Here is a 15,143-nt window from a genome sequence, read left to right on the forward strand (position 1 = left end):
TGGCTTATTTTTTATCCTTAACATAAATCGTGTAATCAGTTGAGTTTGGATTTGAGATGGATGTCTTAATTTATAATGAATTAGCAAATCAAAAAATTGTGGGTTTGGATAAACTCATTGCCTATTTGCAAGCAGATAATTTTAAATCCGCAGAAGTCAAAAAAATTCAGCCCAATTTATATCGTGCCAAACTGAACCGTAGTGATCGTATTTTATTTTCAATTTATCAATATCAACAAAAAAATTATATTTTAATTTTGGAATATTTAAAAAATCATGATTATCAAGGCTCGCGTTTTTTAAATGAAGACATCCAAATCAATGAAGCTGAAATTCCTGATGTGGAATCTATCGATGAAATGGAAGCACAGGAACAATTGGTGTATATCAATGCCAATAATCCCAATTTTGTTTATTTAAACAAATTTATTTCATTTGATGATGTGCAGCAGCATATTTATAAACAATATCCGCCTTTGGTGATTATTGGTTCAGCAGGTAGCGGTAAAACCGCGATTTTATTGGAAAAAATGAAGCAGTTGGAAGGGCAGATTTTATATGTCACTTTATCTTCATTTTTAGTGAAAAACTCACGTGAGTTATACTATTCTGATCAATATTATAATGATCGACAATTGGTCGATTTTTATTCTTATCAGGATTTTATTGAAAGTATAGCAATTCCTGAACATGCTTTTGCAGATATTGAGTTTTTTAGAACATGGTATAAGGCACATTATAAAAATAGCTTCAATGCACACAGTATTTATGAAGAATTTAAAGGTGTATTGACAGGTGCGATGACAGATCAGGCTTATTTGTCTGAACAGGATTATTTAAATCTAGGCATTAAACAATCGATATTCAGTGTTGAGGAAAGGTCTGAAGTTTATCGAATTTTTCAGCATTATTTGACTGAACTTGAGAAAAATAATTTATCGGATCTTAATATTTTAAGCTTTGAATATCTGCAAAAAGTCAAACCCGCTTATGATTATGTGGTGATTGATGAAGTGCAGGATATTACCGCGATTCAACTTTATTTGATTTTAAATAGCCTAAGTGATAAAGGGCTATTTTTAATGTGTGGAGATGCCAATCAAATTGTGCATCCAAATTTTTTCTCTTGGGCAAAGGTAAAAAGTCTGTTTCATCGTCATGAAGAGCTGCATCATGGCATGGAAATCACCCATATATTGCAACACAATTATCGTAATGCGCAGCGAATTACCGAAATTTCCAATCGGGTTTTATTGTTAAAAAATGCTCGATTTGGCTCGATTGATAAAGAAAGTCATTATTTAGTGCAAAGTAATGCAGATATACAGGGCGGTGTTTATTTTCTAAAAAACCGACCTGACATTTTGCATGAACTGGATCAAAAAACTGCGGTATCCACACAGTTTGCGGTCATCGTGATGCATGAAGAACAAAAGAAAACCGCACAGCGTGTTTTTAAAACGCCATTGGTCTTTGCGATTCAGGAAGCCAAAGGCTTAGAGTATCAAAATATTATTTTATATAATTTTGTCAGTCAGTCTGCGGTACATTTTACTGAAATATGCAGTGAGATTTCATTGCAGGATCTACAAAGTGATTTTGTCTATGCACGTAATAAAGATAAAGCGGATAAATCACTTGAAATTTATAAATTTTATATCAATGCCCTATATGTTGGATTAACACGGGCAATGTCCAATATTTATTGGGTGGAACAGCAAGATCAGCATCAGATTTTTCATTTGCTGGGTATGGATCAGGCTGCGGAAGTGCTTGATCTACAAGACCAACAATCAAGTTTAAAAGAGTGGCAAAAAGAAGCGCAGAAGCTCGAACTGCAAGGTAAAAAAGAACAGGCAGAGCGGATTCGTCGTGAGATTTTAAAAGAAGAATCACCGAATTGGGTGGTATTAAAAGACAGTGAACTGCGACATTTAGAACATCGGGCATTGCAAGACAAAGACAAAAAATCTCAATTGGTTTTATTTGAATATGCTGTGGTTTATCAGCATCAAGCGTATTTAATTCAATTGGCAAAAATTGGATTTAAGCCTGCAATCAGTGTTTTTAATATGCGTCATGAAGTGGTGGCACATAAAGCTGAGCAGGGTATTTTGTCTAAATACTATATGAATTATCAGGTGAAACATCCAACCGCATTGCTGAAAAAGATTGAAAAATTTGGGATTAATCATCGTAATGAATTTAATCAAACACCATTAATGGCTGCTGTTTGGGTGGGAAATGCCGCATTTTATCAGCAACTTATACAGGATGGTGCAGATGTTGATTTGCTTGATGGGCAAGGTTTAAATGTTTTACAAATTGCACTGCAACGTGTCACTATTCAGCCTAAGTATGCAGCCAGTTTGACTGACATTGCAGCACATTTACCGCAAGACAGCATTGTTTTGCAAATCAGCCAACGCTTATTTAAACTCGAATCTCATCATGCTGAATATATGATTTTTCAGCTCATGTACGTGATGAGTATGATTCAGGGTTATCAGCGTTTTGCTCGTTATGAAAAAGGTTTTGACAGTGCTTTATTGCTGCAAACGCTGGAAAAAATATCTGGTACGTTATTTGCTAAAAAGAAATTAAAGCGAAGTTATATCAGTTCACTTTTGTCTAAAAACGAAACAACAGGCAGTGACAAATATAACAAGCACTTATTTATACGAACAGGGCATGGGCAATATTTGCTGAATCCTGAATTGGTCATCAAAGTCAATGGGGAATGGCAGCCGATTTATCAGAGTATGAATGTGCAACGGGTTGATTTTTATATGGATGAACCTGAAGTGCCTGAACTGGCAAATAATCAGCATTGGCAAGATAGATTAAAACAGATCAATCAGTTTAATCGAAATCGTACATTGGCTTTTTTTGATGTTATTGGTCGTAAAGATGGTGCTAAAATTGAAACCGAATTGTAAAGGTGCGTAGTGTGGATATTTTCCCAATTTCATTAAAATTACAGCAACAGCCCTGTTTGTTGGTGGGTGGTGGTCATATTGCCTATCGAAAAGCAGTGCTTTTGGCAAAATCTGGGGCAATCATTCATGTGCTTGCACCTGAAATTGAGCAGGATTTATTGCAAATCGTGCATTCAACTCAGGGGCAATATCATGCTGAAGAGTTTAATACACAAATTAGCCTAAGTAGTTTTAGACTGGTGATTGCAGCAACCAATGATAAAGCAGTCAATCAAGCAGTGTTTGAAGCGTGTGAAGTGTTAAATGTATTGGTGAATAGTGTGGATGATCCACCGCATTGCCGTTTTATGGTACCTGCGATGATTGATCGTTCTCCCTTGGTAGTGTCAATTGCGACCAATGGTGCTTCACCTGTATTATCCCGTCAGATTCGTACACAATTGGAAGCATCCATTCCACATGGCATGGGAAAACTCGCTGATTTTTCAGGGAAATGGCGTAAGATTGTAAAGGAAAAAATCAGCAATCCTGATGAGCGCCGTATTTTTTGGGAAGATTTATACGCAAGTCCTTTAAAGGAACAAGTATTTAATGACAATCTGAGTGAGGCGGATCGCTTAATTGAGCAAGCCTTAAACGAATGGCAAAAGCCAAAAGGTGAAGTCTATTTAGTGGGGGCTGGACCGGGTGATCCTGAATTACTGACTTTAAAAGCACTGCGTTTAATGCAACAAGCGGATGTGGTGATTTATGATCGCTTGGTTTCACCTGCCATTATGGAACTGTGTCGCCGTGATGCAGAAAAAATCTATGTCGGTAAAGCACGTTCAAATCATGCTGTTCCTCAGGATGGGATCAATGCTTTATTGGTGAAGTATGCAGCCGAAGGGAAACGTGTTTGCCGTTTAAAAGGCGGTGATCCTTTCATCTTTGGACGTGGTGGTGAAGAAATTCAGGAATTGTTCGAAGCGGGCATTACCTTTCAGGTTGTGCCGGGAATCACCGCAGCATCAGGCTGTTCGGCTTATGCAGGCATTCCATTGACCCATCGTGATTATGCCCAAAGTGTGCGTTTTCTGACAGGGCATCTAAAAGAAGGTTCACCTGAGTTGCCTTGGAGTGAGTTGGTTTATGAGCATCAAACCTTAGTTTTGTATATGGGTTTGGTGGGTTTGGAGCAAATTTGTGAAAAATTAATCATGCATGGTCAGCGTCCTGACATGCCTGTGGCTTTAATTTCCAAAGGGACGACCCCTGAGCAAAAAGTCGTGATTGGGACTTTGGCTGATATTGCTTCTAAAGTGGAAGAACATCAGATTCAAGCACCGACTTTAACCATTATTGGTGAAGTGGTGAGTTTACGTGAACAGTTAAAATGGCATGAGCGAGGATAAGCAACGATTAAGTATCGTTGCCCGAAGCGCAAGACGAAGGCTTTGCCTGAGTGAGAGATGCACAACGACTTTTTTGCGATCTAGAATGTAAAGTGAAAATTTTACAGACGTAAATGAAAGTATTAGTAAGTGAGTAATTAAGTGATACATGTTGTTTTATACGAACCCGAAATTCCTGCAAATACAGGAAATATCATTCGTTTATGTGCTAATACAGGCGCGCAATTACATTTGGTCAAACCTTTGGGTTTTGAGCTGGATGATAAAAAATTACGCCGTGCGGGATTGGATTATCACGAATGGGCGCACATGAAGGTCTGGGAAAATTTTGAGCAATGTTTGGCACATCTGGCTGAGCAAGGCATTGAACGTGATGCGATTTATCCATTAACCACCAAAGGTTTTGAAACACCGCATACCTCAGATTTAAACCGTCCTGTGGCTTTACTGATGGGACCTGAAACTCGTGGTTTGCCTGAACATGTCCGTTTGATGTTTCCTGAACAGCATTGGATTCGACTGCCGATGGCACCAAATTCGCGTAGTTTAAATTTATCCAATGCCACGGCGGTGATCTTGTACGAAGCTTGGCGTCAGCAAGGTTTTCAGGAATTGAAATAGTCTAAAAAGCCTTCAGTTGTTAGATTTAAACCCATCATCAAGATGGGTTTTTGTTTATTTGGGTTGTAATGACTTGGTTTCTGGCAACATTGTTTAGTCAGCCATCAATTGCTCTTGAGTATTTTCCATCAATTGTTGTTGATCAAAATACTGTTGAGCTGAAAGGACATGCTGCATATTGGCTTCTGCCCAATGTTTAAATGATAACGCCGTTTTGGAAAATTCAAAACCCAATGCACTCAAGCTATATTGAACCCGAATAGGACGAGTGTCCAAAATTTCACGACTGATAAAACCGTCACGTTCTAATATTTTTAATTTATGTGATAAGACTTTTGGGGAAATGCCTAAGATTTTCTTTTTTAAACCATTGAAGTGCTCAGGCTGATTTCGCAAAGTGTCTAAAATAAACAAGATCCATTTATCCGCCATATTTTCAAAAAATAAGCGTGAAGGGCAGTTGGGGTGATAAATATTGAAGTTAGGGCGATTGTTCATATTTAGTAACCAAAAATGCTTTTTTTCAGCATATCATAATAGTTACTTTTAGGTAACTAATTGACAGCTAGTATCAAAAATATATCATATAAAGTATGTTCAATGATGATGGAAATAAAAAATGTCTAAAGTTGCTGTGGTGTATTATTCTGGCTATGGTCATACCAAAGTGATTGCTGAAAGTTTTGCCAATGAAATTAATGCTCAATTGGTTGCAATTGATCAGGAAGGTAATATTCAGGAGCAAGATTGGGATACTTTAAATGCCGCTGATGCGATTGTCTTTGGTGCTCCAACCTATATGGGCGGTGTGCCTTGGCAGTTCAAAAAATTTGCAGATGCAACATCGAAAATCTGGTTTACTCGTGGCTGGACAAACAAAGTATTTGCAGGGTTTACCAACAGCGCAAGCTTTAATGGTGATAAGCAAGTGACGTTGATTTATTTGCAAACTTTGGCATCTCAACATGGTGGAATCTGGGTCAGCTTAGGTCTGGCACCTGCAAATACCAAAGCAGCAACTCGTCAGGATATTAACAATCTAGGTGGTTCTGTAGGTTTACTGGTACAGTCGCCTGCGGACGCAAGTGTCGATGAAATTCCATCGGGTGATCTGGATACAGCAAAAAGTTTTGCCAAACGTGTTCAGGAAATTACGGATAAATTTGTTGCTTAATCAGCTGAGCAACAGATAAAACAAAAGGCGCATAATGCGCCTTTTGTCATGAATGAACAATCAATTTAAATTATTCATGTTCATTATGTTGTGGTGCAGGATAGCGGAAACCACGTGTTTTATACGCGAGATAACCGACACCAATCGCAGCCCAAATCAGACCGATTTTAAGTGCTGTTTGATCAATCTCAAGCCACATCATAAACACACTGGCAAAACCGAGCAGTGGAATCACAATATAACTTAAAATATCTTTGATATTTTTGGTGCGACCATCACGCAGTGCATAACGTGAAATCACAGAGAAGTTCACAAAACTGAATGCGGTTAAAGCACCAAAACTGATTAAGTTGGCAATGTGTTCAAAATCAAGGAAACCGGCAGTCAAGGCAACCACACCCACAATTAAAATATTGTAAGTCGGGGTAAACAGTTTTGGACTGATATGACCAAAGATTTTCTTGTTGATCACGCCATCACGACCCATCACATACATCAAGCGTGAAACACCTGCATGCGCAGAAATACCCGAAGCCATAACGGTCACGATTGCAAAATACAAGATCACAGTCTGGAAGGTAATTCCGCCGATTGCCAATAATATTTCAGGTTGAGTTTCATCAATCTTTTGGAAATATTGAGCTGGATCACTCGGGAAGTAAATCTGCATGAAATAGGTGCTGATAATGAAAATGACACCTGCGATTAAAGCGGTTAAGAAAATCGCTTTAGGCAAGGTTTTTTCAGTATCTTTGGTTTCTTCGGCAAGTGATGATAAAGCATCAAAACCTGTGAACGAGAAACATAAAATCGTTGCACCTGTGATCAGCGCACCAACAGATGTCATTTCATTCCAAAACGGTGCCATGCTCCATAATTGGTATTTTGAGCTATCCAGACTGCCATCGGCATTCATACCTTGAGTCAATAATACATAGACTTTATAGGTAAAGAATAAGATCACACCAATTTGAATAAACACAATGGTACTGTTCAGTCGAGCAACAAAACGTGCGCCAAATAAGTTGACCACCGTCATCAGAATGGTCAAACCGACAATCCAGATCCAGTTGTTGACTTCTGGGAAAAGTGCTCTGAGGTAAATATCAGCAAGAATAATATTGACCAAAGGCGATAATATATAGTCTAACCATGACGACCAACCGACCATAAAGCCGACATTGGGATGAATGGATTTTTGTGCATAGGTATATGCAGATCCTGCGGAAGGATAGCGTTTAATCATATGACCATAACTTACAGACGTAAATAAGATCGCAATTAACGCAAATATATAGGAGGTCGGAACATGACCTTGACTATCTTGAGATACTAAACCAAAAGTATCAAACACAGTCATTGGTTGAATATAAGCCAAACCAATAATGATAATGTGCCAAAGCACAAGGTTTTTTTGCAGTTTAGCTGCCGGTTGAGTCCCAGAGATATTTGTCAACGGCGTTATCCTCTTAATCTTTGATCAAGGATCAGTCATCTATCTAAGGATCGTTTGAGACGAACGATCCCCCCTACGAATAAAACAAAAGTGCGCCAATCTACTCTATATCAGAGCCACTTGTCAGTAACTTTGTTAGTTTTTTTAGCAAAAAATAAGCCATATTGATCAAAAAATAAGTGACTTAGATGTGTGCATGATAAAAGCCCGATACTTATAAAAAGTATCAGGCTTTTAATGAAACTATATTGGCTTATTTTTCAACAATTACCAAGCTTTTTCTAAGATTGATTTTAAGTCTTTGAAAGTGGCTTCTTTCGGGTTAAAAATGATAGAACCATCATTGAGTGCTTTGTCTGCAATCTCATCAAACTGCGCTTGAGTGACTTTACCTGTTTCACTCAAGGTGCGTGGTAGTTTAGTCAAGCTATAAATACGATCACGCATGGTATTGAGGAAAGCAATCGCTTTTTCAGCACGTTGATTTGCAGGCGTCTGTGCATAAATGTCTGCACCTGCAAGTGGCAATAATAAGTCCGCGATTTTATCGCCATTGACATCTTTGTTGTAATTTAGAACGTATGGTAAGAATAAGTTCATGCATAAACCATGTGGCAGATGCGCTACAGCACCTAAAGCATGCCCAAGTGAATGAACTATACCCACCATCGAGTTGGAAAATGCAATACCCGCCATGGTTGAAGCTTGTGCAAGTTCTAAACGAGCATCAGCATTATTTGGATCATCTAAAACTTGGAATAAGTTTGTGCTGATTTTTTTAATCGCTGCGGTAGCATAAGCATCAGAAATAGGATTTGCTGCAATACAGGTATAAGCTTCAATCGCATGGGTCATTGCATCCATGGCGGTCATCGCGGTTAAATGCGGTGGCAAAGTCAATGTCATACGTGGGTCAAGAATAGCCGCATTTGGCATCAAATAATTTGAGGCGAAAGCAAGTTTTACATTTTTTTGCGTGTCTGAAATCACCGCAGCCAAAGTCACTTCTGAACCTGTACCTGATGTTGTTGGAATCACGAAAAATGGTTTAAGTGGACGCGGTAAATTATGTGCACCTGAATATTGCGTGAGGTCATCACCACCTTCAGTCACCAAAATATTAGATGCTTTAGCTGTGTCAATAACTGAGCCACCACCAACAGCAATGATCGCATCGCAGTGATTTGCACGATAAGCCTGTGCAACAGCACGTACAGTTTCCAGACTTGAATCTGGTGGTACATCATCAAAAATTAATCCGATTTCAATCTCAGTTGACTCAAAAGCAGCTTCAATCGGTGCCAGTAGATTGTTGGCACGCACGCCTTTATCGGTGATGATCATTGGGCGCTTAGCACCTAATGATATGAGTTCAAAAGGAATATGTTCCAGTGCAGCATGACCAGCGATCACTTTTACAGGACAGAAAAATTCGTAATATGCTTTAGCCATGTGTTATGCACTCCCTTTTAAATATGATTGGGCAACTTTAAGATAAATATTCGCTGCACCTGTTAATTTTTCTTTTAAGCTTAATTCGGTTGGATATTGTTTGACTGCCAATTCAGCAACCAATTTTGGTAAAATCAATGCTTCCATTTTATTTAAGCAACGTACTAAGCGAATAGCATAAGAAACATCACCATCTGCAATCATACGGTCATTGGCAAAAGCTTGTGCTGTACTTTCTTGGAAAGAAAACACCAAAAAGGCATGATATTGATGCTTAAAAATAATCGCAAGATCAGGTTTATGATCTAGAGATTTGAGTAACTCGAGTTGATGCTGTTCATTGACTTTAGCAATAAATGAAGCGCCATTTGGAAATACTTTCATTGATAAAGTGAAGCCAACAGGAAGTGCAGAAACTTCATGTTTAATTTCATCATCAACTTGGCTCGCCATGACCAAGCCTCTGCCAATCACATCCATCATGAGTTTGACATAAGCTTGTTCTAAAGCGGGTTTTACAGATTTACTAGAAATCACTCGCTTATTCCTTCATTGAGTTCATATTTATAATTTAGAGTAATTACTCTAATTTGTTTTTATTGAAAAAGAAAGCCCCTTTAGTGCGAAATGACTTTAACGTCATTAAAAAAGCCACTTTCCCTGAGGTAAAGTGTAACATCTTGTGCTAGTTGATTGAAATTTGGATAATTTTCAACAAGATCACAAATGCGAACCATCTCTAAGCCTGCATAGCCACACGGGTTAATGGTATGAAAACCATCAAGGTTACAGTCGATATTAAGCGCCAAACCGTGATAGCTACGTCCTTTACGGATTTTGAAACCTAAAGAGCCAATTTTACGCTCATTGACATAGACACCAGGTGCATCGGGTTTTGCATAAGCCTGTACACCATATTTTTTGAGTAGATCAATCATCAGGTTTTCTGCGTAGCTGACTAAGGTACGTACATTCCACTTTAAGCGATTTAAGTCAAACATAAAATAAATCACCATTTGTCCAGGTCCATGCCAAGTGACTTGCCCACCACGATCTGATTGTACTACAGGTATATGGCTTGGAATCAAAATATGTTCAGGCTTTCCAGCTTGTCCCTGAGTGAGTACATCAGGATGTTGCAGTATCCACAATTGATCAAGAGAATTTTCATCACGTTGTTCAGTATATGTTTTCATTTCCTGAAAACGATCTGAATAGGGCGTTAAATCAGCGTATTGGCGGATGATGAGTTGTGGTTTTGAAGCAACATCAGTCACGGTAGACATGTCCTTTTTAGTTGGCTATGACAAGAGTATAACGTGATTTTGTTAGATAGAAGTGTTCTGATGAAACATTAATGAGCGTAAAAATGATTTTGATTTTGTGATATTGAAAAATAAAATTTGATCTATAAAAAAACACGCCAAGAGACGTGTTTTTTTAATTAAAGTGCGGTACGAATATGTTCACAAGCAGCAAGATCTGCATATAAAGCATGCACTTGCTCAAGCTCATTAAAACGTAACTGCGCAGTAATAGAGTGGTATTTGCCAGTACGAGAAGGTTGAACTTTTAGTGTTGCTTCATCAAACTCTGGAAAATGTTTTACCAAAATTTCGACTACAGCACCACGTAATTCTTCTCCAGCATTACCAATCAGTTTAATTGGATAATCCATCGGAAATACCCAAAGATCTTCGCGTAATTCACGAGATGGTGTGCGGTCTAACATGTTTCACCTCTAATTTATTAACAACGCCTGCAAAAGTGCAGGCGTTGTGTTGCTCTTAGTTACTTAATGGAGATGAACGATAAATTTTCAAGTCTCCATCGAAGCAACAAAAAACTTAGTCATTTTCTAAGAATGAACGCAAGTGTTCTGAACGAGAAGGATGACGTAATTTACGTAATGCTTTTGCTTCAATCTGACGAATACGTTCACGTGTTACATCAAATTGTTTACCAACTTCTTCTAAAGTATGGTCGGTTGGCATATCAATACCAAAGCGCATTTTCAATACTTTAGCTTCACGTTCAGTCAAGTTTTCAAGTACTTCACGCGTTGCTTCTTTTAAGCCTTCTGAAGTTGCAGCATCAACAGGAGAGGTGATATTGCCATCTTCAATGAAGTCACCTAAGTGCGAATCTTCATCATCACCAATCGGTGTTTCCATTGAAATCGGTTCTTTAGCGATTTTGAGCACTTTACGAACTTTAACTTCGTCCATTTCTAGACGCTCACCTAATTCCTCAGGTGTTGGTTCACGTCCCATTTCTTGTAACAATTGACGAGATACACGATTGATCTTGTTAATCGTTTCAATCATATGAACAGGAATACGAATAGTACGTGCTTGGTCAGCAATCGAACGTGTAATGGCCTGACGAATCCACCAAGTTGCATAAGTTGAGAACTTATAACCACGACGATATTCAAATTTATCTACAGCTTTCATCAAGCCGATGTTACCTTCCTGAATTAAATCAAGGAACTGTAAGCCACGGTTGGTGTATTTTTTCGCAATTGAAATTACAAGACGTAAGTTTGCTTCAACCATTTCTTTTTTAGCACGGCGTGCTTTGGCTTCGCCAATTGCCATACGTTTAGAAATATCTTTGATGCCTTTTACGTCTAAATCTAATTCTTTTTCAATATCAGCAATCTTTTGTTGGAATGCCAATACATCTGGGCGAACTTTTTCAAGATAAACTTTTTGGTCTGGAGATGCTTTTGCAATTTGCTCATCTAACCAAGCAGGGTTTGATTCTTGTCCTGGGAAAGAAGTACGGAATTGTGTACGATCCATACGACCACGGCGTACAGCATAACGCATGACTTCACGTTCAGAGGTACGGATTTGTTCATGTGTACCACGAATCATTTCTGAAATAATGTCAAATAAACGTGGTGTAAATTTAAACATCATGAATACAGTTGCAAGTGCTTCCATTGCAGCTTTGCTGTCAGCACTGTTACGACCTGATTTTGCTAGTGTTGCTTTTGCTTCATTCCACGCATTTTCAAGCTCTGTAAAACGAATTTTAGCAATTTCAGGGTCAGGACCAGATTCACCTTCAGAGTCATCTTCGCCTTCAGCTTCTTCCTCATCATCATCATCATCCAACTTTACATCTTTTGTTGGTTTACTTGATGACTCTTCTTCTTCATCTAAATCAGCTTCTTCTTCTAAAACTTCAGGAATTTCTTCATCAGTTTCAGGGTCAAGATAGCCTGATAAGATGTCAGCAAGACGGCGTTCGCCATTTTCATAATCTTTATATTCTTGTAAAACAACTTCTACCGCGTTTGGCCAGTAAGCAATTGAATGTAAAACGTCACGAATCCCTTCTTCGATACGTTTAGCAATACTAATTTCGCCTTCACGTGTCAAAAGTTCAACAGTTCCCATTTCACGCATATACATACGGACAGGGTCTGTGGTACGACCAGGTTCATTTTCTACAGAGGCAAGTACCGCAGCAGCTTCTTCTTCTGCAACTTCATCAGCAGCTTCACTATTCCCTTCAAACATGGTGTCGTCAGTTTCTGGCGCACGCTCATGTACAGGAATACCCACGTCTTGAAGCATTTGAATAATGTCTTCAATCTGTTCGCTTTCGGTGATTGATTCTGGGAGATGATCGTTAACCTCAGCATAGGTTAAGTAACCTTGTTCTTTGCCTCGGCTAATCAGAGCCGCTACTTGCGAAGTAGGGGAATGCATATCGCTCATCTTTACTCTCTTCTCGTTGAATCTGTGGCAGTCAAAAACCGTGCATCATCACATCACTATGCGTTTTGTCTGTGCATAGCGTGTGTATTTCATCAGAAAAAATTGCGCTGATAAAATCTTAAAAATCGGATTTTGGTGAAATAATTAAATGGGGATGAATTTGTTGTTTTCAAGCTCAACCCTTCGTACATTTCTATTTAAATTTGAATGTTAAATAGAAGGACGTAGGGTGGATTATACCATGCCACAAAATTTGGTACAAAAAAAGCCCCAAATTCAAATTAAAATTAAAAATAAACAAATAAAACTTGACAAGGTTAAAGAAGAGCGATAAATAGCGGCTAGACCCATTCACATTTTTTCATTATGAGGTAGTTTTAGTGTCTTCGACAGATTTTGAACTAGATGATAACTACGGTGATGATGATGTTAGTTTTGATGAGTCATCAAACAAAATTAGCGCCAAAGAATCATTAGAAAAACGTCGTTTAATCGATGACTTACTTGCTCAACGTCGTTTAGATCGCGAATTAAAAGATTTTGATTATGATTTCGATGATGATGACGATTTTGAAGATGATGAAGCATAAAAACAGCTTGGGCATAGTCATCTAAAATGCTATGCTTTTACCGTAATTAAAATTAATTGGAAACAAGATGAGTGCTTTAGATTTAGACCTGTTAAGTGACTATCTAGATGGCGACCAAAACGAGTATGGTCTAGATTTCGCAGCGACTCATGGTTTTTTATGTGCCATTGCTGTTGGTCCTCAATTTGATCGTTGGTTAGACGAGCTTTTTGAAGGAAATCAAGCTAAAGCACCGAAAGAAATCATTGCGCAAATTAAATTATGGTTAGGTGATATTCGTCAAAAGTTAGCCAATGAAGAAGGTGTGGAATTTCCTTTTGAAATTGAAGAGGCGGATGTTGAGTCTAGTCTAGGCGATTGGTCTGTGGGCTTTGTTGACGCAATGTTCCTCAATGAGGAAGCTTGGTTTAGCCCAGAGCATGAAGAGCAAGTCGTTGACTTAACTCTACCAATGATGGTCTTTAGCGGCGTCGATGATGAAGATCCGCAAATGGAATCTTTCCGCCGTAATGGTCAGTTGATGGATGAAATTGCAGAAGAAATTCCTGATAATTTAAATGAAATTTATTTGATGTTCCATTCAGATCAATAAGTTTAAGTTTTATAAAAAAGCACCTTTTTGGGTGCTTTTTTAATGGAATGATTTAGTTAATTTTTTAACTTACTGATCGTTTTTTGTTTTTTCTTCGATATAAAAAATAAATCAGCAGAATAATAACAATCGCGATAATAATATAGCTTACACGACTAAAAATTTGCTGCATTAAAGCCTGATTTTCACCAAAATAAAAACCAATACACGCTAAAAAAGTCGTCCAAATCATTGTACCTAAGCTGCTATATAGGATAAATTTCCAAAAAGGCATGCCACTCATACCCGCAGGAATACTAATTAAAGAACGTACAGCAGGAATCATACGACCGAAAAAAACAATCCGATGCCCATATTTTTCAAACCAATTTAGTGATTTTTTTACATCTTTTACTTGAATAAAAAGATATTTTCCATATTGTTCAACCCAATGAAGTAAAGTCTGTTGTGGTATTTTTCGACCGATCCAATAGAGTAATGCCGCTGCTAAAATTGAGCCTGTACTTCCTGCAATAATCACACCTGTTAAAATAAGCTGCCCTTGAGATGCAGCCAATCCTGCAGAAGGCATAATGACTTCTGAAGGAATAGGCGGAAATACATTATCTAGAAACATTAATAGAGCAATGCCAAAGTAGCCCAATTGTTCCAATATGGAAATGATCCATTCTGTCATTGTTTATCTATCAATTAGCGAATAAAGATTTATATTATAAATTGCTGAAGTTAAGGTAAAGTGATACTACGTAACGTCAGTCTTCGTTTCATTTGAAAAATTATTCTTGATAATGAATCAGTGTATGGATATACACTTTTCGTAACCAGTATGTTAGGGCGATAGGTAAAGCCATCAGCAAAAATATATTGATAAAGGTTGTATTGAGATGATAGCCAATAAACAGTGAGAATATTGTACCAATTAACATACCAAAACAGATAATAAATAAATGTGATTCTTGGTTGAGTTTTGCCTTAACACGCTCAATTTCAGTCAGTGTGTTGGTGTTGGTATATTTGTAATTTACTGTGTTGGGTTTTAAATAAGCAGTCCTTTCCATTTGATTGATCTCCTTAATAAATAATGATTATTTCTTAAAGTGAAGGTGTTAAAAAACACTCTATTTCTTATTTTGGAGATTAGCAAGAGAAACTGTAAACTGTTACGTATAAATTTTTAAAACCTGTATGGAA

The 15,143-nt window shown here is 37.9% G+C and carries 14 protein-coding genes and 1 pseudogene; 6 read left to right on the forward strand and 9 right to left on the reverse strand.

The genetic code is table 11. From position 1 onward, the window contains the following. Positions 1 to 56: 56 nt before the first annotated feature. The 3 genes from C9E89_RS00180 (at position 57) to C9E89_RS00190 (ending at position 4,954) form a co-directional block, all read left to right on the forward strand. Positions 57 to 2,939, forward strand: a complete 2,883-nt coding sequence (locus C9E89_RS00180) for a UvrD-helicase domain-containing protein (RefSeq protein ID WP_107006430.1) — start codon at positions 57 to 59, stop codon at positions 2,937 to 2,939. Positions 2,940 to 2,950: 11 nt separating this feature from the next. Beyond that, the gene (gene cysG, locus C9E89_RS00185; protein ID WP_107006431.1) at positions 2,951 to 4,333 is read left to right on the forward strand and encodes a siroheme synthase CysG; all 1,383 of its coding nucleotides are present in this window, start codon (positions 2,951 to 2,953) and stop codon (positions 4,331 to 4,333) included. Positions 4,334 to 4,474: 141 nt separating this feature from the next. Continuing rightward, positions 4,475 to 4,954, forward strand: a complete 480-nt coding sequence (locus C9E89_RS00190; protein WP_107006432.1) for a tRNA (cytidine(34)-2'-O)-methyltransferase — start codon at positions 4,475 to 4,477, stop codon at positions 4,952 to 4,954. A gap of 93 nt (positions 4,955 to 5,047) precedes the next feature. Here C9E89_RS00190 and C9E89_RS00195 read toward each other — a convergent pair whose 3' ends face one another. Beyond that, positions 5,048 to 5,452 carry a winged helix-turn-helix transcriptional regulator gene (locus C9E89_RS00195; protein ID WP_107006433.1) on the reverse strand — a complete coding sequence of 135 codons (405 nt, stop codon included), beginning with the start codon at positions 5,450 to 5,452 and terminating at the stop codon, positions 5,048 to 5,050. A 121-nt stretch (positions 5,453 to 5,573) separates the two neighbouring features. Between C9E89_RS00195 and C9E89_RS00200 the strand changes: the two genes are divergently transcribed. Beyond that, positions 5,574 to 6,128, forward strand: coding sequence for a flavodoxin family protein (locus C9E89_RS00200; protein WP_107006434.1), 555 nt, complete (start codon positions 5,574 to 5,576; stop codon positions 6,126 to 6,128). Between the two features lie 70 nt (positions 6,129 to 6,198). On the opposite strand, the gene C9E89_RS00205 is transcribed toward C9E89_RS00200, so the two are convergent. The 6 genes and pseudogenes from C9E89_RS00205 to rpoD form a co-directional block, all read right to left on the reverse strand. Then, a complete protein-coding gene (locus tag C9E89_RS00205) occupies positions 6,199 to 7,584 on the reverse strand; it encodes an APC family permease (RefSeq protein WP_107006435.1) in 1,386 nt (461 codons plus the stop codon). Between the two features lie 267 nt (positions 7,585 to 7,851). Continuing rightward, entirely contained in the window at positions 7,852 to 9,036 is a 1,185-nt protein-coding gene (locus C9E89_RS00215; RefSeq protein ID WP_107006436.1) for an iron-containing alcohol dehydrogenase, read from the reverse strand. Between the two features lie 3 nt (positions 9,037 to 9,039). After that, entirely contained in the window at positions 9,040 to 9,573 is a 534-nt protein-coding gene (locus C9E89_RS00220; protein ID WP_107006437.1) for a hypothetical protein, read from the reverse strand. A gap of 80 nt (positions 9,574 to 9,653) precedes the next feature. Beyond that, a complete protein-coding gene (gene lipB, locus C9E89_RS00225; protein WP_171405047.1) occupies positions 9,654 to 10,322 on the reverse strand; it encodes a lipoyl(octanoyl) transferase LipB in 669 nt (222 codons plus the stop codon). Positions 10,323 to 10,480: 158 nt separating this feature from the next. Further along, complete coding sequence (locus C9E89_RS00230) at positions 10,481 to 10,768, reverse strand: YbeD family protein (protein ID WP_107006439.1); 288 nt, start codon at positions 10,766 to 10,768, stop codon at positions 10,481 to 10,483. Between the two features lie 115 nt (positions 10,769 to 10,883). Further along, positions 10,884 to 12,773, reverse strand: a pseudogene (rpoD, locus tag C9E89_RS00235) (RNA polymerase sigma factor RpoD); the annotation flags it as partial. A 377-nt stretch (positions 12,774 to 13,150) separates the two neighbouring features. Here rpoD and C9E89_RS00240 point away from each other — a divergent pair. Together C9E89_RS00240 and C9E89_RS00245 are read left to right on the forward strand one after the other, a co-directional pair. Then, entirely contained in the window at positions 13,151 to 13,360 is a 210-nt protein-coding gene (locus C9E89_RS00240) for a PA3496 family putative envelope integrity protein (RefSeq protein WP_065994931.1), read from the forward strand. A gap of 67 nt (positions 13,361 to 13,427) precedes the next feature. Beyond that, positions 13,428 to 13,952 (forward strand): YecA/YgfB family protein, encoded by a 525-nt coding sequence (locus C9E89_RS00245; RefSeq protein WP_107006441.1) that lies wholly within the window; start codon positions 13,428 to 13,430, stop codon positions 13,950 to 13,952. Positions 13,953 to 14,016: 64 nt separating this feature from the next. Here the strand turns inward: C9E89_RS00245 and C9E89_RS00250 are convergent, their stop codons facing one another. Both C9E89_RS00250 and C9E89_RS00255 read right to left on the reverse strand, forming a co-directional pair. Then, entirely contained in the window at positions 14,017 to 14,628 is a 612-nt protein-coding gene (locus tag C9E89_RS00250) for a DedA family protein (protein WP_107006442.1), read from the reverse strand. A 100-nt stretch (positions 14,629 to 14,728) separates the two neighbouring features. Next, positions 14,729 to 15,010: an FUSC family protein gene (locus C9E89_RS00255; RefSeq protein ID WP_107006443.1), complete on the reverse strand. Its 282-nt coding sequence runs from the start codon at positions 15,008 to 15,010 to the stop codon at positions 14,729 to 14,731. Positions 15,011 to 15,143: the final 133 nt, after the last annotated feature.

Origin of the sequence: Acinetobacter sichuanensis (genome assembly GCF_003024515.2) — a bacterium.
Lineage (GTDB): Bacteria > Pseudomonadota > Gammaproteobacteria > Pseudomonadales > Moraxellaceae > Acinetobacter > Acinetobacter sichuanensis.